The 22,671-nt window shown below is 67.6% G+C and carries 22 protein-coding genes; 15 read left to right on the top strand and 7 right to left on the bottom strand.

From position 1 onward, the window contains the following. The first annotated feature begins 123 nt into the window (after positions 1-123). Positions 124-618 (top strand): FBP domain-containing protein, encoded by a 495-nt coding sequence (locus ACFVVC_RS21885; RefSeq protein ID WP_387458354.1) that lies wholly within the window; start codon positions 124-126, stop codon positions 616-618. Between the two features lie 60 nt (positions 619-678). Here the strand turns inward: ACFVVC_RS21885 and ACFVVC_RS21880 are convergent, their stop codons facing one another. Genes ACFVVC_RS21880 through ACFVVC_RS21870 form a run of 3 tightly spaced genes read right to left on the bottom strand, consistent with a single transcriptional unit; the run spans position 679 to position 6,507 of the window. Further along, positions 679-4,158, bottom strand: coding sequence for an ATP-binding protein (locus tag ACFVVC_RS21880; protein WP_387458352.1), 3,480 nt, complete (start codon positions 4,156-4,158; stop codon positions 679-681). Beyond that, entirely contained in the window at positions 4,155-5,057 is a 903-nt protein-coding gene (locus ACFVVC_RS21875) for a DUF4194 domain-containing protein (RefSeq protein WP_387458350.1), read from the bottom strand. Before ACFVVC_RS21875 ends, ACFVVC_RS21880 begins: the two co-directional genes overlap by 4 nt. Then, a complete protein-coding gene (locus ACFVVC_RS21870; RefSeq protein ID WP_387458348.1) occupies positions 5,050-6,507 on the bottom strand; it encodes a DUF3375 family protein in 1,458 nt (485 codons plus the stop codon). Before ACFVVC_RS21870 ends, ACFVVC_RS21875 begins: the two co-directional genes overlap by 8 nt. A gap of 248 nt (positions 6,508-6,755) precedes the next feature. On the opposite strand from ACFVVC_RS21870, the gene ACFVVC_RS21865 reads away from it, so the two are divergent. The 3 genes from ACFVVC_RS21865 to ACFVVC_RS21855 all read left to right on the top strand — a co-directional run bounded on the left by ACFVVC_RS21865 (position 6,756) and on the right by ACFVVC_RS21855 (position 10,022). After that, complete coding sequence (locus ACFVVC_RS21865) at positions 6,756-7,058, top strand: hypothetical protein (RefSeq protein WP_387458346.1); 303 nt, start codon at positions 6,756-6,758, stop codon at positions 7,056-7,058. A 62-nt stretch (positions 7,059-7,120) separates the two neighbouring features. Continuing rightward, entirely contained in the window at positions 7,121-9,121 is a 2,001-nt protein-coding gene (locus tag ACFVVC_RS21860) for an acyl-CoA dehydrogenase family protein (protein WP_387458344.1), read from the top strand. A 64-nt stretch (positions 9,122-9,185) separates the two neighbouring features. Next, positions 9,186-10,022, top strand: a complete 837-nt coding sequence (locus ACFVVC_RS21855) for a hypothetical protein (protein WP_387458342.1) — start codon at positions 9,186-9,188, stop codon at positions 10,020-10,022. Positions 10,023-10,043: 21 nt separating this feature from the next. Here ACFVVC_RS21855 and ACFVVC_RS21850 read toward each other — a convergent pair whose 3' ends face one another. Then, the gene (locus tag ACFVVC_RS21850; protein WP_387458380.1) at positions 10,044-10,415 is read right to left on the bottom strand and encodes a YchJ family protein; all 372 of its coding nucleotides are present in this window, start codon (positions 10,413-10,415) and stop codon (positions 10,044-10,046) included. A gap of 195 nt (positions 10,416-10,610) precedes the next feature. Between ACFVVC_RS21850 and ACFVVC_RS21845 the strand changes: the two genes are divergently transcribed. From ACFVVC_RS21845 to ACFVVC_RS21825, 5 genes are all read left to right on the top strand, one after another. After that, positions 10,611-11,258 (top strand): hypothetical protein, encoded by a 648-nt coding sequence (locus tag ACFVVC_RS21845; RefSeq protein WP_387458341.1) that lies wholly within the window; start codon positions 10,611-10,613, stop codon positions 11,256-11,258. Between the two features lie 40 nt (positions 11,259-11,298). Continuing rightward, positions 11,299-12,303 carry an aldo/keto reductase family protein gene (locus ACFVVC_RS21840; RefSeq protein ID WP_387458339.1) on the top strand — a complete coding sequence of 335 codons (1,005 nt, stop codon included), beginning with the start codon at positions 11,299-11,301 and terminating at the stop codon, positions 12,301-12,303. Next, complete coding sequence (locus tag ACFVVC_RS21835) at positions 12,304-13,164, top strand: SDR family oxidoreductase (RefSeq protein ID WP_387458337.1); 861 nt, start codon at positions 12,304-12,306, stop codon at positions 13,162-13,164. A 108-nt stretch (positions 13,165-13,272) separates the two neighbouring features. Further along, on the top strand, positions 13,273-14,385 hold the full coding sequence (locus ACFVVC_RS21830) for a sulfite oxidase (RefSeq protein WP_387458335.1): 1,113 nt from the start codon (positions 13,273-13,275) through the stop codon (positions 14,383-14,385). Positions 14,386-14,420: 35 nt separating this feature from the next. Further along, on the top strand, positions 14,421-14,804 hold the full coding sequence (locus ACFVVC_RS21825; protein ID WP_285246363.1) for an RNA-binding S4 domain-containing protein: 384 nt from the start codon (positions 14,421-14,423) through the stop codon (positions 14,802-14,804). Positions 14,805-14,820: 16 nt separating this feature from the next. On the opposite strand, the gene ACFVVC_RS21820 is transcribed toward ACFVVC_RS21825, so the two are convergent. Then, a complete protein-coding gene (locus tag ACFVVC_RS21820) occupies positions 14,821-15,327 on the bottom strand; it encodes a hypothetical protein (protein ID WP_387458333.1) in 507 nt (168 codons plus the stop codon). Between the two features lie 89 nt (positions 15,328-15,416). Here ACFVVC_RS21820 and ACFVVC_RS21815 point away from each other — a divergent pair, with 89 nt between their 5' ends. Both ACFVVC_RS21815 and ACFVVC_RS21810 read left to right on the top strand, forming a co-directional pair. Next, positions 15,417-16,298 (top strand): cytochrome c oxidase assembly protein, encoded by an 882-nt coding sequence (locus ACFVVC_RS21815; RefSeq protein WP_387458331.1) that lies wholly within the window; start codon positions 15,417-15,419, stop codon positions 16,296-16,298. 102 nt (positions 16,299-16,400) lie between these two features. After that, complete coding sequence (locus ACFVVC_RS21810) at positions 16,401-17,018, top strand: uracil-DNA glycosylase (protein ID WP_387458329.1); 618 nt, start codon at positions 16,401-16,403, stop codon at positions 17,016-17,018. 21 nt (positions 17,019-17,039) lie between these two features. Here ACFVVC_RS21810 and ACFVVC_RS21805 read toward each other — a convergent pair whose 3' ends face one another. Both ACFVVC_RS21805 and ACFVVC_RS21800 read right to left on the bottom strand, forming a co-directional pair. After that, complete coding sequence (locus tag ACFVVC_RS21805; protein ID WP_387458327.1) at positions 17,040-18,287, bottom strand: type II toxin-antitoxin system HipA family toxin; 1,248 nt, start codon at positions 18,285-18,287, stop codon at positions 17,040-17,042. Beyond that, positions 18,284-18,553 (bottom strand): helix-turn-helix transcriptional regulator, encoded by a 270-nt coding sequence (locus tag ACFVVC_RS21800; protein ID WP_387458325.1) that lies wholly within the window; start codon positions 18,551-18,553, stop codon positions 18,284-18,286. Before ACFVVC_RS21800 ends, ACFVVC_RS21805 begins: the two co-directional genes overlap by 4 nt. 303 nt (positions 18,554-18,856) lie before the next feature. Between ACFVVC_RS21800 and ACFVVC_RS21795 the strand changes: the two genes are divergently transcribed. The 4 genes from ACFVVC_RS21795 to ACFVVC_RS21780 form a co-directional block, all read left to right on the top strand. Continuing rightward, complete coding sequence (locus ACFVVC_RS21795) at positions 18,857-19,504, top strand: DedA family protein (protein ID WP_387458323.1); 648 nt, start codon at positions 18,857-18,859, stop codon at positions 19,502-19,504. A gap of 31 nt (positions 19,505-19,535) precedes the next feature. After that, positions 19,536-20,243 carry a FadR/GntR family transcriptional regulator gene (locus tag ACFVVC_RS21790; RefSeq protein WP_387458321.1) on the top strand — a complete coding sequence of 236 codons (708 nt, stop codon included), beginning with the start codon at positions 19,536-19,538 and terminating at the stop codon, positions 20,241-20,243. 30 nt (positions 20,244-20,273) lie between these two features. Next, positions 20,274-21,347, top strand: a complete 1,074-nt coding sequence (locus ACFVVC_RS21785; RefSeq protein ID WP_387458319.1) for an asparaginase — start codon at positions 20,274-20,276, stop codon at positions 21,345-21,347. Between the two features lie 8 nt (positions 21,348-21,355). After that, positions 21,356-22,671, top strand: a 1,316-nt coding sequence (locus ACFVVC_RS21780) for an aspartate ammonia-lyase (protein ID WP_387458318.1), incomplete at its 3' end; no start/stop codon positions are given.

The raw sequence follows: 22,671 nt of genomic DNA, 5'->3' as shown, positions 1-22,671 counted from the left end.
GCTATCACGGCCGCCGCTGCCATGGAGAGCGGGGTGGCCGCTTTGGCCTGCTCCGCGGAGACTGACTGACTCCCCTGTTACTTGGCCCGGATCCGGGCCGCCCCCTGCCACGAAAGTTCAGCCATGCAATCAGTCACGCCCCAGCAAATCCGCTCATCCTTCGTCAACGCCAGCCGCTCGGAAGCCGCGAAACTGACGCTGCCCAAAAACTTCGATTCCCTGGACTGGGACAGCCTGGACTTCCTGGGCTGGCGGGACGGAAAGATGCCGCTGCGCGGTTACCTGGTGGTCCCTGGCCCCCAAGGCCTCACCGGAATCATGCTCCGGGCCCCCGAGGGAGGCGCCCGGAAGAACCGCTCCGTGTTGTGCGAGCTCTGCCGGGACGTTTTCTCCAAGGAGGACGTCCTGCTCTGGGTCGCCAAACGGTCAGGCCAGTCAGGGCGCGACGGCAACACCGTCGGCACCCTGATCTGTGCCGACTTCGTCTGCTGCGGCAACGTCCGCAGGGAACCGCCGGCCAACGAGATCAACCCGGACCCCGCCGTCGTCGTACAGCGCCAAATCCAGGGGCTGCAGGACCGCACCGCCCAGTTCCTGGCCAGGGTGCAGTCCAGGTAACCGGCGCAGTCCAGGTAACCGGCGCAGTCCAGGTAGCCGGGGCACTCCAGGTGCGGCCGGTTACCGCAGGACGATATCCACCGGGTTCGCCTCGGACCGCCAGGCGCCTTCTTCCCCCGGGCGGGGGCGGATGACGGGTGCGGTCAGGACGCCGGAGCGGTTGGTGCGTTTGTCACGCAGGATTTCGGTGACGGAGCCCAGGTGCCGGGACAGGTCGATCACGTTTTCGGGCGCAGCCAGCAGCAGCTGGAACCCGAATTCGTGCAGCGCCTTGATCCCGGCGCCCGCGAATTCCTCGGATGCGAGCACGAAGGCCTCGTCCATCATCACCGTGCCGTAGGTGGTGAAACCCTGCTCGGCAATCCCCAACTGGTAGCTCAGGGCGGCGGCCATGATGAATGCCGTGAACCGCTGCCTCTCGCCACCGGACATCGACCCGGTGTCGGCATGCATGAACACCTCAGTCTTCTTGCCGCCACCTTTCTTTCCTGAGGTGGGGGCGGCGACTTCGCGGTGTTCCTTGCACTGGATGAACAGGTGGCCGCGGACGTCCAGGACCTCGGCGCGCCAGCGCCGGTCCTCGGGCGCCTGCGAACCCAGCCGCTTGACCAGCGTCTCCAGGGATTTGTAGCGGGCGGTGAGCTCGCCGTCGTCGTCCCTGTCCGGACCGGGACCTTCTGCGCGGCCTGCCTCCGCCTTCGCCGGCCGGGTGTGCCGGGTCTTCAGCGCGTTCTGGATGGCGTCCTTGAACTGCTTTGCCGTGGGCGGCAGGGTCTGCTTGATGTCCAGTTCCAGGTAGCTGCCCTCATGGAAGTTCACCTGTGACAGGATGCCGTTCAGCGGGAGGATGCGGGTGGTGATGGAGCGGCGTTCCTCGTCCAGCAGGTGCAGCAGGGTGCTGAAGGACTCGTGCGTGCGCTGGTTGAAGAACTGCCGGAATTCGGCCTCCTGCGCGGGCAGTCCGTCGTTCACGATCGCGTGGTAGCGGGCCTCGAATTCACTGGCGGCGCCGATGCTGGTGCCGTGGTCGGCAGAGATGGCGCTGCCCCACTCCCGGACGAAACCTTCGAAGATGCGGGTGAGCCGCTCCGCCGTGGCCTGTCCCCGCGACTCGGCGGCGTGCAGTTCGCCCAGCAGGGCCGTCCGTACCCGGTTGGCCAGGTTGTCCAGCTCGTGCATTTCGGTGACGTCGCCGAAGTCCGCGAAGTGCGGTTCCAGAGCCGCAACGGTGGCGTCCGACGGCGGCGCCTGGGCCAGGCGCTGGCGTGCAGCTTCCAGCAGCGCGTCCGCGCCCGTCAGCTGGCGGTCCAGGGCTTTGTATTCGCTTTGCAGGACGGCCGCCGACTCGGTGCTGGACTGGTGCTTCTGCCGGACCTCCTCGATGGTGGCGCGAAGCGGTTCCAGGTCCGCTTGGGCGGCGAGGGCATCCTTGAGCCGCTGCTCGATCCGGGCGAGCTCATCCGCCGCGACAGCCGCGGAAACCTGTTCCCACGGGCGGTCGTCCTCGGCGATGCGGCGCAGGGCATCGAGCTGGCGGCTCATGCCCTGGTGCGAGTCCTCGCGGCTCTGGGCCAGTTCTGCGGCCTTGGCCACTTCCTGCCGGAGGTCCTCCACCTGGCCGGCAACGAGTTCGAGCTTGGCGGCGTTGTCGAAGCCGAGCACGTAGTCCTGGCGGCTGGTGAAGCGGTCGTCCTTCTCCACCGTGTGCCGGTTCCGCTTGACCACGCCGCCCAGGCTCAGGCCCTTCTCCAGGGCTGCGAGTTCGTCCGGATCCTCGACGCACGGGTAGGCAAAGTCCAGTGCGATCCGCTCGCGGACCCATTCGCCGGCCTCGGCCACCGCGCCCGCGGCGAGGATGTCCAGCTTGGCCAGAAGGTCGCCGTCGCGCACGTCCTCCACGGCGAGCGCCCCGCCCGCCAGCGGTTTGGAGACGTCCACCGCCCGCAACGCGCCGCGGACATTATGGTCGTTGAGGTAGCGGGTCACGGCACCGAAGTGCTCCCCCGGCACCAGCAGTGTTGTGGCCAGGCTCCGGAGCGCGCGCTCGGCGGCCGGGCGCCACCGTTCCTCCCCTTCGGCGAGGTCCATGAGCTCGCCCGCGAACGGCATCCGGTCCTCCGGGATCCCCGTGGCGGCAGCGATCGCGGCGCGGTTTTCGATGCTCGACGGCGGCAGGAGGGATTTGCGCGTCTTCAGCGAGACGAGTTCCTGCTCGGCGGCGGCAAGCTCGCGTTTGCGGGTGGCATGGGCGTCGAACGCCTCGAACCGCAGTTCCTGCAGGGCCTGTGAATCATCCTTCAGCTCGGCCGACCTCGCCGCCGCCTGCTCATGGGCCTGCTCCCAGCCGGCCGCGCTCCACTCAAGCTGCAGCCCGGCCTCGGACAATGCCTGCTGGGCCGCCTCTTCCACCTGGCGGCGGAGCTTCAGCCCCACCCGGGCGTTCTCCAGGGACTGCTCGATCGCCGAGATGGCGTTGCCGCCCTGGTTGTTGTAGTCGGTTTCCAGCTGCCGCAGTTCCTTGGCCAGGCCGTCACGGACCGCGCGTTCGGCGCCGAGCTCCTTGGCCTTCGCCTGTGCCAGCTCACGGAACCGGACCAGGGTTTTCTGGTGGACCTCGACGGCAAGCTTCTGCTTGTACGCCTCGAACTCCTCCCCCACCAGCTCCCGGAGCCTGTTCGCGTCCAGCAGGGAATGCGCGTATTCACGGTTCAGTCCCGGCACCGGGGCCAGCTGGTCGCGCTGCTGCCGGACGTCCTCCAGCCGCTGGCGGATGGACATGAGGTTGCTGAACTCCTCCACCACGTCATCCGCGGCGGCCAATGTTGCAGGGGCATCCAGCACCTGGTCGCGGAAGAACGTGTTGACGCTGCCGCCGAGCCCCTTCCCCGCCTGGATCACGCGCAGCAGGGGCAGCGCCTGGTCCGAGCTGATCCCCAGCAGCCGGCGGAACCGTTCAGCGAAGGCCTTGTGGACATCGAACACCTGCGCGTGCGGGAAGATCGTTTCCAGCGCGCCCTTGGTGAAGCGCTTGTCCGCGATGCCTTCAACGGCTTCCAGGTCCAGCGGCACGTTGTCAATCAGGTAGAACCGGCCCACGCTGGACTCGGTCCCGTTCTTCGGCAGGTCGAACAGCGCCGAGACCGTCACCCGGGTGCCGGCTGCATTGTCGAACGTCAGCGCGACGGCGGACCAGGTGGCACCCGGGCGCTGGAACGCACTCGCCGAGCCCTCCCCCACGGCCTTGTCCCCCACCTTGCCGCGCATGTAGGTGAACGTGGTGCGCTTGTCCTCCACCGCACCGCCGGAACGCTGCGCCGCCGCCTCGTTGGAGCGCGGCCGCGCATCGAACACCCGCAACATGGCATCGAACAGCGTCGACTTGCCCACGCCCGAGTTGCCCGTCAGCAAGGTTCCGTTCCGGTCCACGTGCATGGTGTGCGCGCCGTGGAACGTACCCCAGTTGACCACCTGCACCAGGGCAAGCCGCATCTGGCCCGGGTTGGCCGCGTCCCCCAGCGGGAGCATGCTTGCGATGGTCACTTGGTCACCTCATTCGTGGTTTCGGACGCCTCGTCACCGTTGGCATCGTCGTCTTCTGCGCCGTCCTCGGCACCTGCCGCAGCGTCGCCGTCAAGATCCAGGAGCGGTTCTGTTCCTGACTGGTCCGCCGAGACCGCCACCAAGGCTTCGATGTGCGCCGGGATGTCGCCGATGTTTTCGAACGGCAGAGCCAGGGGCAGCGCGTTGGAGATGGTGTAGACATCGTCCAGGCCGGTGGGGAGCAGGAGTTGGCGGGCCAGGAGCTTGGTGATCGCCCGGGTCACCACATCCGAATCGCGGAGGGCGTCCTGCTGGCCCGCCGGCTGGTAGTGCGCCACCAGGTCCGTGATTTCCTCCCGGGTGATGGTCGGGTCCGTCTGGGCGGTGACGTGCCGGTCCAGGAGCAGCCGGAGCCGGAGCAGCACGATGGTTTCAACCCGGCTCAGCGCGCGCTGCTGCCGCAGGATGCTGGACCGGGTGCTGCCGCCGATGACCTCCGGGTCAACGGGACGGAGGACCGCGATCTTCCGCTCGTGGTCCAACTGCAGGGTGAGGAACAGCTCGGACAGGCGGCTCCGCAGGATCAACTGGTTGTCCAGCAGCACCGTCCACAGCTTCTCGTCGCGGCCGCCATCAATGTAGGGGCCTTTGAGGAGCTTCACCAGCGCCTGCCGGACCTTCATGTTCAGCACCCCGGTGTCGCCGGGGAACAGCGCGGCTCCGTCCACGAAGGTGTCGCGGGGTGAAACAGGTCCGGGGTACCCAGCGCCCGATGCCGCCCCCGCCCCTTCGCCGCGCGACTGATCTTCGATCAGCCCAGCGCGCGGCTCCGATAGGCCCGATGCCACTCCCTGGGCGGCATCGGGCGCTGGGGTCGTGCCGTGTGAAACCTCAGTCATCTGAATCCTTTGCGAGCGTGACCACCGGGAGGTAGGCCCTGCGGATGGAGCCGTCTATTTGTTCGAAGTCCAGGCCCTCGAAATCGCTGCGGTTGAAATCGGCCCCGGCGTGCAGGGCCTCGGACAGGAGGGCCCGAATGGTGTTGATGTGCTGCTCTTCCGGCGGCAGCTGCTCCCAGGCGTCGCCCAGGGTCCTGGCTCCTGCCATGGCGGCGCGGACCACCGCCGGTTTGGCCTTGCCGGTCCTCGGCGAGCGCACACGGTCCGAGTCGCTGAACGCGATGGGATCGGCCAGGCGGGGCGGCGCCGCGAACTCGTCGGGATCGAACAGTTTCACCATGGACAGCGACTCGAAGCCCGCGTTGTACAGGACCGGACCGGGTACCAGGCCGGGCCGTTCACGCTCATACGGCAGGGACCGGATGGCCTGCTCCGCCTCGCGCAGCACCTGGCGGAGCCGGACCGACTGGCGGAAATCGTCACTCTGGACGTAGGTGTTGAGGCTCTCGCTGAGCTTGCCGTAGATGCGCTGGATCTGGCTGTGCTGCTGCCGGAGCTCCGCCACCAGGTTCTTCAGGGTCTCCCTGTCCTCCGGTGAAAGGTCGTCCGCGAACTGGCGGCTCAGGACTTCGCCGATGGCGGACCGGAACCGGAGCTGCTGTTGCGGGTCCTCCAGGAAGGCGGTGAAGGACCGGAACGTCCGGCCCTCAGGGCTCTGGCGGAGCCGTTTGTCCGCCTCCAGGACCTGCGCCATGGTGGCGCCCTTGGTCAGCGACTCCTCGATGATCTGGTTGCGCAGGCCGCCCACCAGTTCCTCGATCCTGTCGCGCATCTTCTTGTAGTCCGCGGGCAGGCTGGCAGCCAGGTCCAGGATGTTCCCTGCGGCCTCCACGGCCTCGTCGTCCTCCAGGAGGCCGTCAAACTCACCGGTGCTGATGTCCTGGATGAGTTGCTGCCGTTCTTCGATTTCTTCTTCCAGGGCCTCCAGGCGCGCACTCTGGTCCGGGTTGGTCTCGTTGGCAAGCTTCTCCACGTCCCCCAGCAGCGTTCCCAGCCGGGACCCGTTCAACGTGGACCGTTCGCTGGAGAGGCTGTCCAGGAAGGCCAGCACACGGGCTGCCGGTTCGGTGACCTCGTACACGATCTGGCCCGACTGGTTCCGGCGGGTCAGGAACTGCCGGCGGGTCCACTCGTCGCCGAAGGACTTTCCATTGGCCCCTCCGCCCAGCCCGGGCTCCTGGCGCCGAAGCTCCTCAAGGAAGGAGTCGACGTCGGCATGGAATTCTTCCAGCGGCAGCTGCGGCCGGGTGCGGGTGAAGGAAGCCTGCAGCACCGCGATCACCCACGGCGCCGAACGCGTCAAGGCCCAGGCGGGCCCCTTGGTGAGGAGTTCGAGGTCCCGGAGCCGGGCGCTGATGGCGTCAGCGGATGACCTGGCGGAGCGGGGCACGCACTCTCCTTGGGCTCGGGTGGCGGGGGCGGCAGGGGCACGGACCGGAAAACTGCCAACTACAAGGTTAACGCAGGCCGCCGCGACCACTCCGTGACCTACCTCCGGGTAGTGTTTCGATCCCGTATCAACAGCCCCTTCAGCCCCACCCGCCTCTGGCTGATGGCGCGGCTGTCCCCCTACGCTTCAGCTACTGGTCTTCACCACAGCAGTTCTTTCGCCACCGCAACGCCGCAGCAGGGGGATTCATGCAGTTCGATCTGAGCACAGTGGAAACAGCCACCTTGGTTTTCATCGGGACGCTGGTATTCGGCGCGGTCCTGGCCGGATTCGTCCTGGTCGCCGGGCTGATTGCCCTGGTAGTGCTGGGCGCCGGAAAGCTTACCTGGACGGTGCTGGCCACCACGCTCCTGGCAGTGGTCCACGGAATCAACGCCGGGTGGGACAGGCTGGTCCACCGCGCGGCCGCCGGCGATCTGTCCGGCGATTTCCAGGGGCAAACGGCCCCTGGCACGGGAACCTACCCGCGGGTAATCTTGAGTGACAGCTGAAGGGTTCTCCAACCCGGCGGATCCATGGCTACACCGGCCATTCCGGCCCAAGGAGATTACCCATGAGCTCCGCCACTGACAGCCAGGCCAAAGACGCCCCGGCTAAGGAAATCCCCGTTCCGGCCGGCAACATCGGGGCCGGTGCCACCGCCGAGGACGCCCGGGCCGTCGCAGAAGCAGCCCGGGAAACCGGCTGGGACCGCCCCAGCTTCGCCAAAGGCCTCTACCTGGGCAGTTTCGACCTCGGCCTGGTCCACCCCTGGCCGGCTGCCGATCCAGCGTCCGTGGAAAAGGGCGAGGCCTTCATGGCCCGCCTGACCGACTACGCCAGGACCATGTCCGGTCGGGTCATCGAACGGGACGCAAAGATCCCTGACGAGTACATCCGGGGCCTGGCCGGCCTGGGTGTCTTCGGCATGAAGATCCCGGAGGAATACGGCGGGCTGGGCCTCTCACTGGTGTATTACGGCCGGGCACTTGCCCTTCTCGGCAGCGTCCACCCCAGCCTGGGAGCGCTCATCTCCGCCCACCAGTCCATCGGCGTTCCGGAGCCGGTCAAGGTCTTCGGCACCCCCGGGCAGAAACGCGAATACCTTCCCCGCTGCGCTGCCGGCGCCATCACCGCGTTCCTCCTCACGGAACCGGACGTAGGCAGCGATCCTGCCCGGATGGGCAGCACGGCAACGCCAACGGACGACGGCGGGGCCTACCTCCTGGACGGCGTGAAACTGTGGACCACCAACGGCGTGATTGCCGAACTGGTGGTGGTGATGGCCTTGGTTCCCGCCCACACCGACGCCGCCGGCACCACCCACAAAGGCGGCATCAGCGCGTTCGTGGTGGAGATGGACTCGCCGGGCATCACGGTGGAAAACCGGAACGCCTTCATGGGCCTGCGCGGCATCGAAAACGGCGTGACCCGTTTCCACCAGGTGCGGGTCCCCGCCGCCAACCGGCTGGGACGCGAGGGCCAGGGCCTGAAGATCGCCTTGACCACCCTGAACACCGGCCGCCTGGCGCTGCCGGCACTGTGCGTGGCCTCGGGGCGCTGGAGCCTGAAGATTGCCCGCGAATGGTCCAACGCCCGCACCCAGTGGGGCCGGCCCGTGGGCGAGCACGAGGCCGTGGGCAAGAAGATCGCGTTCATCGCGGCCTCCGCCTTCGCCCTGGACGCGGTCTTTGAACTCGCCGCCGAACTGGCCGACGCCGGGCAGAAGGACGTCCGCATCGAAGCCGCGCTCGCCAAACTCTGGGCCACGGAGATCAGCTGCCGGATCGCGGACGAGCTGGTGCAGATCCGCGGCGGCCGCGGATTTGAGACGGCCGAATCGCTGGCGGCCCGCGGTGAACGCGCGGTACCGGCCGAGCAGCAGCTGCGTGACCTGCGGATCAACCGGATCTTCGAGGGGTCTTCCGAGATCATGCGGCTGCTGATTGCCCGGGAAGCCGTGGACGCGCACCTCGCGGCCGCGGGCGACCTCGCGTCCCTCGATGCGAGCCTTGCCGATAAAGCCAAGGCCGCCGTCGGCGCCTCCGGCTTCTACGCAAAATGGCTGCCCAAGCTCGTGGCAGGCGCCGGCATGGACCCCCGCTCCTACACCGACTTCGGCAGGCTGGCCAAGCACCTGCGCTTCGTGGAACGCTCCTCGCGCCGGCTGGCACGGCAAACCTTCTACGGCATGGGCCGTTGGCAGGCAAAGCTGGAGCGGAAGCAGGCCTTCCTGGGCCGCATCGTGGACATCGGCGCCGAACTCTTCGCCATGACCGCCTGTTGTTCCCGCGCGGAGATGCTGCTTCGCACCTCCCCCGGCACGGCCGCCGGCGCCTACGAACTCGCGGACGCCTCCTGCGAGCAGGCAAGGGTGCGGGTGGACGAGTACTTCGACCAGTTGTGGCGGAACACGGACGACGCCGACCAGGCATTGACCCGCAAGGTCCTCGCCGGGGACTACACCTGGCTGGAGGCTGGCGTGCTTGACCAGTCCGAGGGAACCGGTCCGTGGATCGCCGATGCCTCTGCCGGGCCGTCCCGGAAGGAGGACCTGCACCGGAAATACCGGTAAACCCGCAGGTCACAAAGTAATAAGCACGCTTGCTATCGGTGGTGGCGGGTGGTTGAGTTAGTTCATGAGCAGCTCAACGGACCCAGAGAACCTGCCTCCCCGCCATGTCCGGGAGGATGAAACCTCCCGCATTGACACGGGCCGCGCGGGCGCAGCGGAGGATTCGGCCACGCGGTCGATCGACCAGGCACCGGCCCGTCCGCGCGAGCGGGAACGGGACCGGGACTATGCAGCCGCCCCGTCCGCGGAGCGCGAGTACCGGCACACTCCCGCCACTGCCGCGGCACCCGTGGTGGACCCGGGGCTGGTGGACAGGGAAACCGCCGTCGCCCGCCAAAAGGAAAGGTTCGGCGGCATCAAGGCCGGCTCGGCGTTCTTCGGCTGGCTCACCGCCACCGGGATGGCCGTGCTGCTGACAGCACTGGTGGCTGCCGCCGGGACCGCCGTGGGGCTGGCCAACAACACGGACGTGAACGCGGCCGTGAACCAGGCCGCGCAGAACAGCGGCACCGTGGGGCTGGTGGGCATCATCGTCCTGCTGGTGATCCTGTTCCTCTCCTACTATTGCGGCGGTTACGTGGCCGGGCGGATGGCGCGCTTCAACGGCGCACGGCAGGGTCTCATGGTGTGGATCTGGGCCCTGATCGCGGCCGTCGTGGTCGCCATCCTGGGCCTCGTGCTGGGGCAGCAGTTCAACGTCCTGGCCAACCTCAACAGCTTCCCGCGGATCCCCGTCAACGAAGGCCAACTGACCACCACCAGCATCATCGCAGCTGTGGTGGTGGCGGCCGTGGCACTGGTGGGCGCCGTCCTCGGCGGCCTTGCGGGGATGCGCTTCCACCGCAGGGTGGACCGTGCCGGCTTCACCCCGGACAGCGAGTATTACGACGACGGCGAATAGCCCGCAGGCGGCGCGCCGCCGCTAGGGGGACAGGATGTCGCCGTCCACATAGAGCCACCGGCCGCCTTCGCGGACAAACCTGCTGGCTTCATGGAGAACCCCGCGGTCCGCGCCGTGCCGGTAGTAGGCCTTGAACTCGACCGTCCCTTCGGTGTCGAAGGGACCGCCGTGGCTGCTGGCAACAATATCCAGGCGCCGCCACTGCGTGGCCGGATCCAGGTCAAGGCCGGCCGGGACCGTTGACGGATGCTGGGTCCGCAGCAGGTAGCCCTCATCAAGCCGGGCAAATGCGCTGTAGCGGGACCGCATCAACTGCTCAGCGGTAGAAGCTTCTGCGCTGCCGGAATGGAACCTGCCGCAGCACATCGCGTACGTTTCGCCGGACAGGCACACGCAGTTCGCGGACTCATTCGATTCGGTCACCCGGTGATGCTGTCACATCGGGTAACAGCTTCGCTACAACCCTGTCCGCGCCACCGCGCCCGGCGGCACGGCACGCCAAAAATCCGTATGGTTGAGGAGGAGCTTGCCCCTGGCGCTGGGCGCCGGCCGCGGGCCCCCGGGATGTTGGTGGAAAGGAGTGATGACGTGGAGCAACCGGACACTCTGGTCCTCAACCTGACCTTCTTCGGCACCATGGGCGTAGCCCTCCTGATGTTCTTCGTCCTCTTCCTCCTCGGGGTGCTGACCCTGGTCCTCGCCGGCGTGGGCCGGCTTGCCGGCATCGTGTTGATGACCCTGTTCGGTAAGGGGCCCCGGAAGGGCCGTGCGCTCATCATGGCAGCACGGAGCCAACGCCAGGAACCCCGCCCATCCTGGCGTGAACGCGCCGGCGCCCTCAGGCCGGCACGGCTCGGGGAGTCGCTGCGCACCGTCGTCGTACGCCACCCCAAACTTGCCGCAGCCCGGCCCGAGCCGCCTGTCCTGGCCGAAGACTGGGCCTCAGCCGTGGCCGAAGCCGACAAACGCGCCGAGGCCAGGGCGCGGGCCGCGGCGCCGGAAATCAAACTCTCGGTGCGGGACCTCCCGGACCCGGCGGTGCCCGCCGACAAGGTTGCCCGGGTGGCCCCGCTGGTGGAATCCGCCCTGCACAACCACCGGCCGCCGCATGAAATGCCGAGGTCCTTCAAGAAGCCCGTGCCGCCGCATCCGGTGCCGCCGTTGGACACCGGGTCCCTCGTTTCGCTGGCCGGTCCGAAGCAGGTCCTCAAGGACAAGGCGCCGGAGAACGGCTAAGCCCTTACCCTGAGCAACCAACTGGGTTAGCGTGAAACCCATGGAATTCAGATACCTCGGAAACAGTGGCTTCAAAGTCTCGGAAATCACGTTCGGCAACTGGCTGACGCACGGCTCGCAGGTGGAAAACGACGTTGCCGGCCAGTGCGTGCGGGCAGCCCTCGATGCCGGCATCAGCACCTTTGACACCGCGGATGTCTACGCCAACACCGCGGCGGAAACCGTCCTGGGCGAGGCCCTGAAGGACGAACGGCGTGAGTCCCTGGAAATCTTCACCAAGGTCTTCGGTCCCACCGGCCCCAAGGGCAAGAACGATCTGGGCCTCTCCCGCAAGCACATCATGGAATCCATCAACGGGTCCCTGCGCCGGCTGCAAACGGACTACGTGGACCTCTACCAGGCCCACCGCTACGACTTTGAGACGCCGCTGGAAGAGACCATGCAGGCGTTCGCGGACATCGTCCGGCAGGGCAAGGCGCTATACATCGGCGTGAGCGAGTGGACCGCCGACCAGCTCCGTGAAGGCCACCGGCTGTCCAAGGAACTCGGCTTCCAGCTGATCTCCAACCAGCCCCAGTACTCCATGCTGTGGCGGGTCATCGAGGCGGAAGTGGTCCCGGCGTCGGAGGAGCTGGGGGTGTCCCAGATCGTCTGGTCGCCCATGGCCCAAGGCGTCCTCAGCGGCAAGTACCTTCCAGGCCAGCCGGCCCCGGAAGGCACCCGCGCCACGGATGAGAAGGGCGGCGCCAAGATGATCCAGCGGTGGATGCGCGACGACGTCCTGGCAGGCGTGCAGGACCTGAAGCCGATTGCCGCCGAAGCAGGCTTGACCATGCCGCAGCTGGCAGTTGCGTGGGTCCTCCAGAACCCGAACGTAGCGTCCGCCATCGTGGGTGCGTCCCGGCCGGAACAGATCGCGGACACCGTCGCGGCGGCAGGGGTGACGCTGGACGCCGAGGTCCTCAAGAAGATTGACGACGTCATCGGCGGCCTCGCCGAACGCGACCCGGCCCAGACCAAGTCGCCGGCCACCCGGGAAGCCTGAATGGCATCCCCGGCCGATCTCCCGGAGCTCGCGGTCACCGGATCCACCGGTGGCCTGGGCGGCATGCTGGCGCGGCAACTCGCCGGGTCCGGATTCGCGCAACGGCTGCTGGTGCGCGACCCCGCCCGGGCCCCGGAACTGGCCGGGGCCTCCGCGGTGGTGTGTTCCTACGGCGACGGCGCGGCGTCCCGGCAGGCCCTGGACGGGGCGAAGCTCCTGTTCATGGTGTCCGCTGCCGAGGCTGAAGACCGGCTGCAGCAGCATTACGCGTTCGTGGACGCCGCCGCCGACGCCGGGGTGCAGCATGTGGTGTACACGTCCTTCTACGGCGCCGCGCCGGACGCCACCTTTACCCTGGCGCGGGACCATTACGCCACGGAGGAGCGGATTAAAGCCTCGGGCATGGACTTCACGTTCCTCCGGGACAACTTCTACCTGGACTTCCTGCCGCTCATGGCCGGAGAGGACGGCGTGATCCGCGGGCCCGCCGGTGACGGCGTGTTTTCCGGAGTGGCACGGGAGGATGTGGCCCGCTCCGCCCACGCAGTGCTCCGCGACCCGGCGATCCACAAGGGAATGACCTACAACCTGACCGGACCGGAAGAACTGACCATGGCCCAGGCCGCCCGGGTGCTGAGCGACGGAACCGGACGGGCCATCAGCTACCACCCGGAGACGGTGGAGGAAGCCTACGCATCCCGGGCGTCATACGGCGCTCCGCAATGGCAGTTGGACGCGTGGGTGAGCACCTACACCGCGATGGCGGCCGGCGAAATGGCAGGGCTGTCACCTGACGTGCACGGCTTGACCGGCCAGGACCCCATCAGCCTGGCCGAGTTCCTGACGCGGCCCGTCCTGTAGCGCTCCGCTCCCCGGTCCGTGGGCTGTTGACGGACCGGGGATCCCGGCGTAGACCAGTGGCTAGGCGCCGCCACCCCGGCGGAGCACGGCCCACAGAATCCCGGCGCCATGACAGAGACCAGAGAACACAGCCAACCACCGGTGGCGGAAGCCCCTCCGGTGTCCGCCGGCCCGTCGGAGGGCTTCCTCACTCCCGAGGAACTGCAGCTCTCCGCCCGCAACCATTCAATGCCGCTGGAGGCGCTCCGCCGCGACGTCACGCCTCCCGGGCTGCACTATGTGCTCACGCATTTCGATATCCCGGACATCGAAGGCACCTCATGGCACCTGCGGATCCGGGGTGCGGTGGAACGGGCCCTGGAGCTGAACCTGGCAGCCCTCCGCAGGGCCCCGTCCATCACCGTCCCGGTCACCTTGGAGTGTGCGGGCAACGGCAGGTCGCTGCTGGAGCCGCGGCCCCTCAGCCAGCCGTGGGTGCTGGAAGCGGTGGGCACGGCGCATTGGACCGGCGTTCCTCTGGCCTATCTCCTGGATAAAGCGGGAATACTGCCGGGTGCCCTGGAAGTGGTCTTCACCGGCGCGGACGCGGGTGTTCAAGGCGGCGTCCCGCACCACTACGCACGCAGCCTTCCGGTCCGCGAAGCCCTGCGGCCCGACGTCGTCCTTGCCTACGCCATGAACGGCGCCGACCTGCCGCCGCAGCATGGGTACCCGCTGCGGCTGGTGGTTCCGGGCTGGTACGGGATGGCCAGCGTCAAGTGGCTGGAGTCGATCGAAGTGGCCAGGGAGCCGTTCGCCGGGTTCCAGCAGCAGTCCGCCTACCGGTACCAGGCCTCCGCGGACGACGCCGGCCGGCCGGTTTCGAGGATCAGGGTGCGTTCGCTGATGGTTCCGCCGGGTATCCCGGACTTCTTCACCCGCCGGCGGTTTGTCCGCCCCGGTCCGGTCATGTTGCAGGGCCGCGCCTGGTCGGGGGAAGGCGCTGTCGCCGGCGTCGAGGTGGCCATTGACGGCATCTGGCTGCCCGCCCGTTTGGACAAGCCCGCGGGCGGCTACGCATGGCGGAGGTGGAGCATGCCGTGGGAGGCCGAACCCGGCGAGCATGTTCTGGCCTGCCGCGCCACCGACACCACCGGCGCCACCCAGCCGCTGGAGCAGAACTGGAACTACCAGGGGATGGGCAACAACGTGGTCCAGCGGGTCACGGTGACGGTGGAGTGAAGCCGGCGGGCCCGGGGCTATACTCGGTGCCAATCATGACCAGCCTCCCCTCCTCCCCCGCCAGTGTCCGAATCGATGCGTGGTTGTGGGCCATCCGCGCCTACAAGACACGGTCCGCCGCCACCGCCGCCTGCCGCGCCGGGCACGTCCGCCTGAACGGCAGTCCCGCCAAAGCGTCCGCGACACTGGTCACGGGAGACACGGTGACGGTGCGCATGTCCGGTTACGAGCGCATCCTTGAGGTCCGGCGGCTGATCGCCAAGCGGGTGGGAGCCGAGGCCGCGTCCCATTGCTTTACGGACCACACTCCCCCGCGGCCCGTCCTTCCGGCGCTGGGGCTCCCGCAGCGCGACCGGGGCGCCGGCCGGCCCACCAAGAAGGACCGCCGGGAGATGGAGCGCCTCAAGGGACCGGCCTGACCCGTTTGCCCCCGCGTCAGCTTTTGGTCCGCCCCCGCACGAGGTTCGCGTACGGCAGTTTCCCGTATTCCCCCACAAAGCCTGTGTGGTAATCCGCCTCGGCCTGGTTGAGGGCATCGGCGGCCATTTCCTTCCACGCAACCAGCAGCGTGCCAGCATCCCTGAGTTGCCAGATGAGCCGGCCATCCCAGTGGCCCGGCGGCTTTCCGTGCCCGAAGTCCAGGAACTCCTGGATCTGCCGCCTTAGCCCGCGGTTGCCCTTGCTGCCCGGACCCGCTTTGCCGAGGTACAGGACGGTTGCGGTGTCCAGCCAGGCAGCTCTAAGGTCCTGCTCCGGCAGGGAGGGATCTTTCTTCTTGAAGACGCCGGCGGTGCTCTTTTTCAGGAATTCAGGCTGGAACGCGTCCGGCGCCATCACGACGAAAATGCCCGTTCCCCGGGGGACCCGCATGGCGTCAAGGTCCTTCAGGGGCCTGAAGCCAAAAAACCCGTCGTCTTTCAGGCCCTTCCTGGTGAATTGCATCCTCACATTGAACAGCATGCCGGCAATGGGTCCCCCGGTTTCCGGTAAACGCCCATCCTCTTCTCAGGAAGACTGGCTACCATGGCCCCGTGCCACCCCTTGAGATCCTTGTTTCCTCCTGGCGCCTGGACTGGGCCGCCACGGCGTTTATCGTTGTGTCCGGAGTCCTTTACGGGTGGGGCATGCGTTCGGCCGGACGGAAAGGCCAACGCTGGCCGGCCTGGCGCGCGGCGGCGTTCTACGTCCTGGGCCTAGGTACTTTCGTCATCCTGACCTGCGGTTTCACCGGCGTGTACGGCCCGCAGCAGCGGTGGGCGTTCACCCTCAAAATTTCCTTGCTGCTCTTTGTGGTTCCGCTGCTCATCGGCCTGGGCAAGCCCCTGACGCTTGCACGTGCGGCGTTGCCTGACCACGGCATTAAAGTCTTTGATGCCGTCCTGTCCAGCCGGCCGGTGCGGTTCGTCAGCAATTCGTTCGGCGCACCCCTGCTGGGGCTGGCGCTCTTCTCCACCTTCCTCACCCCGGCCTTCTACACGCTGCGGACCAATCCTGCGGCCGACGCACTGCTGACACTCGGTGTCCCGATGCTGGGCATGCTCATGGCACTGCCCATCATCGAAGAATCCAACTTCCAACGGTCCAGCGCCTACCTGACCCTGGAATTCATGTTCGTGTTCATTGAGCTGCTCATCGACGCCGTCCCCGGCATCCTCCTCAGCCTCAACGGCCAGGTCCTCGACCACGCACTGGCCGTCCCGGATCCCCAGTGGTGGTTCCGGGACGCCCTCCAAGACCAGCAGTTCGCAGGGAATTTGCTCTGGTTCATCTGCGAGGTGGTGGACCTGCCGCTGATCATCCTCATGTTCATCCGCTTCTCGCGCAGCGACAAGCGCGAAGCCGTGGCCTTCGATGAACTGACCGACGAGCAGCTCGATGAACTCCACACCCAGCACCTGCGGGGCCGGCAGTAGGCTGGCCCGGGCCAAAAATCAAGTGTGCCCACCGCTCCCCGCGGAAGCGTAGAGTGACATAGGACGCCTGATTCTGGACGCCTCGCTGCAAAGGGAGAAATCGTGACAATTGATTGGGACGAAAAAAAGGCCCTGCTACAGGAACCGAACATCGCGAAGGTAACCCAACTTTGCGAAGAACTGATGGAAAAGAAGCCCGGTTCCACCGTCCCCTACATCGACCCCGTCCATGACGAAGACGAGTGCAGAATCATCAGCCTTCAGGCCAGCCCCGGCAAGGGCACCGAATCCGGGTTCGTCTCGCTCTACAACGACGACGAAGCAGCGCGCCGCGCCACCCAGATCTACGAACTCGCCGAACTGGATCCGCAGTATGTCATGCCGTGGAACGCCTACCCCTGGATCCGCGACAGCGGCAGCCCGTCGGCGCTGAGCGTCCAGGAGAAAACCGACGGCCTGCGCCCCTTCCGCCAGTTCCTCAAGATCAATTCCCGCGTCTCGGCTGTCATCGCGCACGGTACGGACGCTTCCACGTTCCTGACTCTCTTTGAGAAGACATACCACTCGTCGCTGAAGAACAGCGGCATCAAAATCTACAAGGCCTCCGCCCTTGGCGGCAGGGCCTTTGCTGTTTCAGAGACCAAGCAGGAAGAACTCCTGGCCAAGAGCGTGGAAACCTACCGTGATGCCATGCAGCGGGCAGGGATCCAGCACCTCTGAGGCTGCACAATCGCCGCCGGACTACGGTGCCTCAAACAGGCGGCGCCGGTGCTTCAATTCCTTGACCCACGCCCGGGTGGTCATCGCCGGGAAGGGTGACCCGCCGTCGCCGCCTGCCATGGAAGCATTCCCGAGGGCGAAGGCCGTCCCCGCCTCTAGGTCGGCCACGAGCGGACCGGAGGCCTTCAGCGCCAACTCCACCACCGTGGCGGCCGCACGCACCGGCAAACCCAACCCGGTTGCCCAGTCCAGGAAATGCCGGCGGGAGATGCCGGTCCGTTTGCCGCCCAGGGTGAGCGCCAGGGTCTTGTCCCCGTAAACCACGGTGGAGGGAATGTCGTACACCGGGGCGATCCTCCATTCCCCGGCCGGGTCCTGCACCATGGACACGTTCTTGGCGTGCAAGTCGCCATTGCCCGTGAGCCAGGCAAAGGCGGCCTGCAGGGCGAGGTTCCGCAAGGCAGGCAGCGGCGCCGCGCAGTGATCGGCCAGCGCCCTGCAGACCTGCCCGTAGCCCACGTTGTACTTGTCCGCGGGGTAGAGCTTGAGCACCTGGGCCCCGTCTTCAACCGCAAGGCGCTGGACGCCGTCCGGGCCACCACCAGGGAGCGGAACACGGTCGAAGCGTTCCACCAGAAGCCCGGGGCGCCCGGCGACATCGTGGATGAGCTGGACCCGGCCCAGGGGAATCCGCAGCTTCGCGGCGTACCGGAACATGATGAACTCGTTCTCCACCACATGCGGGAACTCGGGGGCGTTGAGTTTGAGGATGAACCGCTTCCCCGCCGTGGCCACCGGCAGCGAGATCATTCCGGCGGAAAGCTTGTCCTGCACCCCGGCGAGCGCCACCGGATCGATCAGGTCGGGGTCTCCGATGAGCTGGTCGAAATCCACCGGCTGCCCGGGATCCAGTCGCACGGCATGCTCGTCCGGGTCCAGCGGCTCCCCATGCCCAACCACCTGGACGTCGCCCACCGGATTACCGCCCGCCGCGATGAGCAGGGAGAGGTCGTCGTCGGCGCTGGCCTTGATGGACCGCCGGAGTGCGTTGAGGCGGCGCCCTTCGGGCAGCAGCCCCGTGAAGTAGGGCGGAGCGGCACCGGCGGCGGACAGCACGGGTTGGTCCGTAAGGGGCAGTGAGCTGGCGACGGCGGGCCTGCCGGATTCCAGGTAGGCGGGCAGGTAGCTGAACCGCGTGCCGCCGTCGTGCCGTTCCAGCCGGGCGGCCAGGACACCGGCCTTGTAAACGTCTGCCACGCGGTGCCTCATCCGCCGGTTCCACCGTCCCCGGCTGCAGACCGTATGAGCGTCCGCACGGCGTGGCTGGTTTGTGGCGCGACCCGGAGTTGGAGCCCCACGGCCTCCAGCAGGGCAACCAGCGAGTCCACTTGGACACTTGGCTTGCCCTGTTCCACGAAGCGGACGAAGCGCTCGGAGACGCCGGCGATGTCCGCCAGGTCGCGCTGGTTGAGCCGCAGGGCCTTGCGCCTGGCGCGTACCTCTACCGCCACCTGCTCCATCAGGGATTCAGCCACCAAACCTCCTAGGCACGATCGTGCCGATTACGGCCAAGGTAGCACCGTGGGAGTGAAAAGATAAGTCCCCGGAGCGGAAAGACGGTACGTTCGTACCGATTTACTGGCCAGCCAGCTACGCCAACTGTCAGGAAATTTCCAGGCGCGCAGGCGCATACTCGTAGGTACCTGACCGCCGGCCAAAGAAGGCTCAACCGTGACGTTCGCCCCCACACCCATTCGGCGCTGCGACCGCGGCACTGGCCGCGCCCCGGTTCTCCGATGTGGTGTTCAGCCCGGCGCCGCGGGCTTAAGGTTGCTGCCATGACGGGGTTCATCGACGGCCTCCTGAACGTCAGCCCCCTGGTGGCGTACATCGCGGTGTTCTGCCTCGTCTTTGCCGAGGACGCATTGTTCATTGGCTTCGTCATTCCGGGGGAAACCGCGGCCGTCCTGGGCGGAGTGGTGGCCAGCCGGGGCGAAGTCCAACTGGGCGCCATGATGGCCCTGGTGGTCACCGCCGCGATCGTGGGCGACAGCGTGGGTTACGAGGTGGGCAAACACCTGGGCAGCCGCATCCTGAAGACCAGGGCACTGGCCCGGCACTCCGGGAAGCTGCAGAACGCCCAGGACCTGCTCCGCCGGCGGGGCGGGTCTGCCGTATTCCTCGGCCGCTTCACCGCCTTCTTCCGGGCGGTCATGCCCGCCCTGGCCGGAACCTCGCGGATGCCGTACGGCCGCTTCCTTGCCTACAACGCGGCGGGCGGCCTGGTGTGGGGCATCGGCTTCGTCCTCCTGGGCTTCCTGGCGGGCAACTCCTATGAGGCCGTGGCCCAGGCAGCCGGCCGGGACATCGCCGTCGTCATCGCCGCAGTGGCGGTGGCCGCGCTCGTTGCCTGGCACTTCCGCTCACGGCGACGGCGGCAGCACCGGCGCGACACAGGGCAGCGGCAGGACCAGGGAAGGGCTTGACAGTGACTGTGACCGGTGCCATATTTAAGGCGTGAACCTGTCAGACAGCCGGACAGCAGGACAGCCTGCTTACCGTCCCCTTGCCCGGCTGAGCGCTGCCGAGGCGGTGTTCAACACCATCCGTACGGACATCGAGTCCGGCACCATCTCGGTGGGCAGCAAGCTCAGCTCGGAAGCCACCCTGTCCCAGCAATACGGGGTCAGCCGCTCGGTCATCCGCGAAGCGCTCCGCTCCTGCACCGCCTTGGGCCTGACGGTTACCCGGACCGGCAAAGGCACGTTCGTCATTGCCGGCAAGGTAGCCAACGACCTCACCCTGGGGCAGTACTCGGCGCGGGACCTGACCGAGGCCCGCCCGCACATCGAAGTCCCGGCCGCCGGACTTGCCGCACAGCGGCGCACCCCTGAAGAACTGGAAACCCTCCGCGACATCGTGGCCGCCATGGCCACCGAAACCGACCCCGAGTCCTGGGTGGCCCTGGACTCCTCCTTCCATGCCGCCATCGCCCGCGCCAGCGGCAACAAGGTCTTCGCCAGCGTGGTGACGGACATCCGGGATGCGCTGGCCCACCAGTCCGAGACGCTGAATATGGTGGCCGACCGCCAGCACGCCTCCGACGTGGAACACCAGCAGATCCTGGCCGCCATCGAGGCAGGCTCCGCGGACAACGCCCGCGCCGCCATGGCCCACCACCTGGAAGCCGTGGGCGCCGCCCTGGACTCCATCCTCAACAACTAGACACATCCAACCAACCCTTCCAAGGACGCCATGCCATCCCCCGTGTTTTCCGCTGCCCACACCGCTGCCCTGGGTGAGGCGGCCCTGCCGCATCACGCCCCGCTGGTGGCCGCCGTCCGTGACGGCCTCGTGGAGAGCGTGCACTACGGCTCGGCAATCGCCCTTGCGGCTGACGGATCCGTGGCAGCAACCGCCGGTGATCCCCAGGCGCCCTTCTACCCGCGGTCCGCGCTTAAGCCGCTCCAGGCCGTAGCCATGGTCCGGGCCGGCCTGGAACTTCCGGCCGACCTCCTGGCCCTCGCCGCCGCAAGCCACTCGGGCTCCGCCGCGCACCGCGATGGCGCCCTCCGCATCCTCCACCTGCACGGGCTGGCTCCCGCCGACCTCGAGAACAGCTCCGACCTCCCCTACGGCACCGCCGAACGCGAGGACTGGCTGCGCACCGGCGGCCGACCCACGCAGATCACCCAGAACTGTTCCGGAAAGCACGCGGCCATGGCCGCGACCTGCGTGATCAACGGCTGGGCCGTCCGGGGCTACCTGGACCCCTCCCACCCGCTGCAGCAGCTCGTGGCGCAGACCGTCACCGACTTGACCGGAGAAAACCCTGCCGCACTGAGCACCGACGGTTGCGGCACCCCGCTGTTCGCCCTCACCCTGGGCGGCATGGCCCGCGCCTTCGGCCGGATCGCCCGGGCGGCTTCCCTTGCAGCCACGCACGACGGCGGGCCCGGGTCCGGAAGCGCGGAAGCCGCCGTCGGGCTGGCCATGCAGCAGCACCCTGACATGGTGGCCGGTGAAGGCCGGGACGTCACCGACCTGATGCGGCTGCTCCCGGGCTCCGTGGCCAAGGACGGCTTCGAAGGCGTCCAGCTGGTGGGCCTGGCCGACGGCGGTGCCGCCGCCGTCAAGATTTCCGACGGCGGCGACCGCGCCCGGATGCCCGCCACCGTCCGCCTGCTGGCGGCACTGGGCGTGGACACCGGGCCGCTCGCCGGCATCGCCACCGCCCCCGTCCTGGGCGGCGGCCACCAAGTGGGGCAGCTGCTGGCCACCGATTTCCTGGATACCACCCCGTCCACGCCCGACAACGAAGCCCTGTGAGGACCCCCATGACCATCATTGACACCGCAGCCGACATCCGGTCCGAGCACGACCTGCTCGGGGACCGGGACGTCCCGGCGCACGCGTATTGGGGTGTGCATACGCTCCGTGCTGTGGAGAACTTCCCGATTACCGGGCAGAAGCTGTCTTCCAACATGCACCTGGTCCGCGGCCTGGCCGCGGTCAAGCTGGCCGCCGCCCGCACCAACCGTGAACTGGGACTGTTGGACGCCGAACGGGCTGACGCCATTGAGCAGGCCTGCCACGATGTCATGGCCGGGCGGCTCGCGGACCAGTTCGTGGTGGACGTTGTCCAGGGCGGTGCCGGGACGTCCTCGAACATGAACGCCAACGAGGTCATCGCCAACCGTGCCCTGGAAATCCTGGGCCACCCCAAGGGCGACTACGCCAGGCTGCACCCGAACGACCACGTCAACCTCAGCCAGTCCACCAACGACGTGTACCCCACGGCCGTGAAGCTGGGCACCATTTTTGCCGCCCGCGAGCTGCTGGCCGCCCTCGAAGAACTTGAGGACGCCTGCGCCGCCAAAGCCATGGAGTTCCGCACCGTGGTCAAGATGGGCCGCACCCAGTTGCAGGACGCCGTCCCCATGACCCTGGGCCAGGAGTTCGGCAGCTACGCCGTCACCATCGGCGAGGACCGGCTCCGCCTGGCGGAGGCCGAACTGCTGATCCACGAGATCAACCTCGGCGCCACCGCCATCGGCACCGGCCTGAACGCCCCTTCCGGGTACGCCGACACAGCCTGCCGGCACCTGGCGGAGATCACCGGCCTGCCGCTGGTCACCGCCGTCGACCTGATCGAGGCCACCCAGGACGTGGGCGCCTTCGTGCACCTGTCCGGCGTGCTCAAACGCGTGGCAGTGAAACTGTCCAAGATCTGCAACGACCTCCGCCTGCTCTCCTCCGGCCCCCGCGCCGGTTTCGGGGAGATCAACCTTCCCGCCGTCCAGTCCGGCTCCTCCATCATGCCCGGAAAGATCAACCCGGTCATCCCCGAAGTGGTCTCCCAGGTCGCCTACGAGGTCATCGGCAACGACGTCACCATCACCATGGCCGCCGAAGCCGGGCAGCTCCAGCTCAACGCCTTCGAACCGATCATCGTCCACAGCCTCCACAAGAGCATCTCCCACCTGGAAGCAGCCTGCCGCACCCTCACGGCCCGCTGCATCAGTGGAATCACCGCCAACACCGACCACCTGCGCCGTACCGTGGAGCAGTCCATCGGCCTGGTCACCGCATTGAACCCCCACCTCGGCTACGCCACCGCCACCGCCATCGCGCAGGAAGCCCTCGCCACCGG

It is taken from the genome of Pseudarthrobacter sp. NPDC058196, assembly GCF_042882685.1.
Taxonomy (GTDB): Bacteria; Actinomycetota; Actinomycetes; order Actinomycetales; family Micrococcaceae; genus Arthrobacter.
The sequence above is the reverse complement of the archived record's forward strand: the minus strand, read 5'-3'. Positions and strand labels throughout refer to the sequence as shown.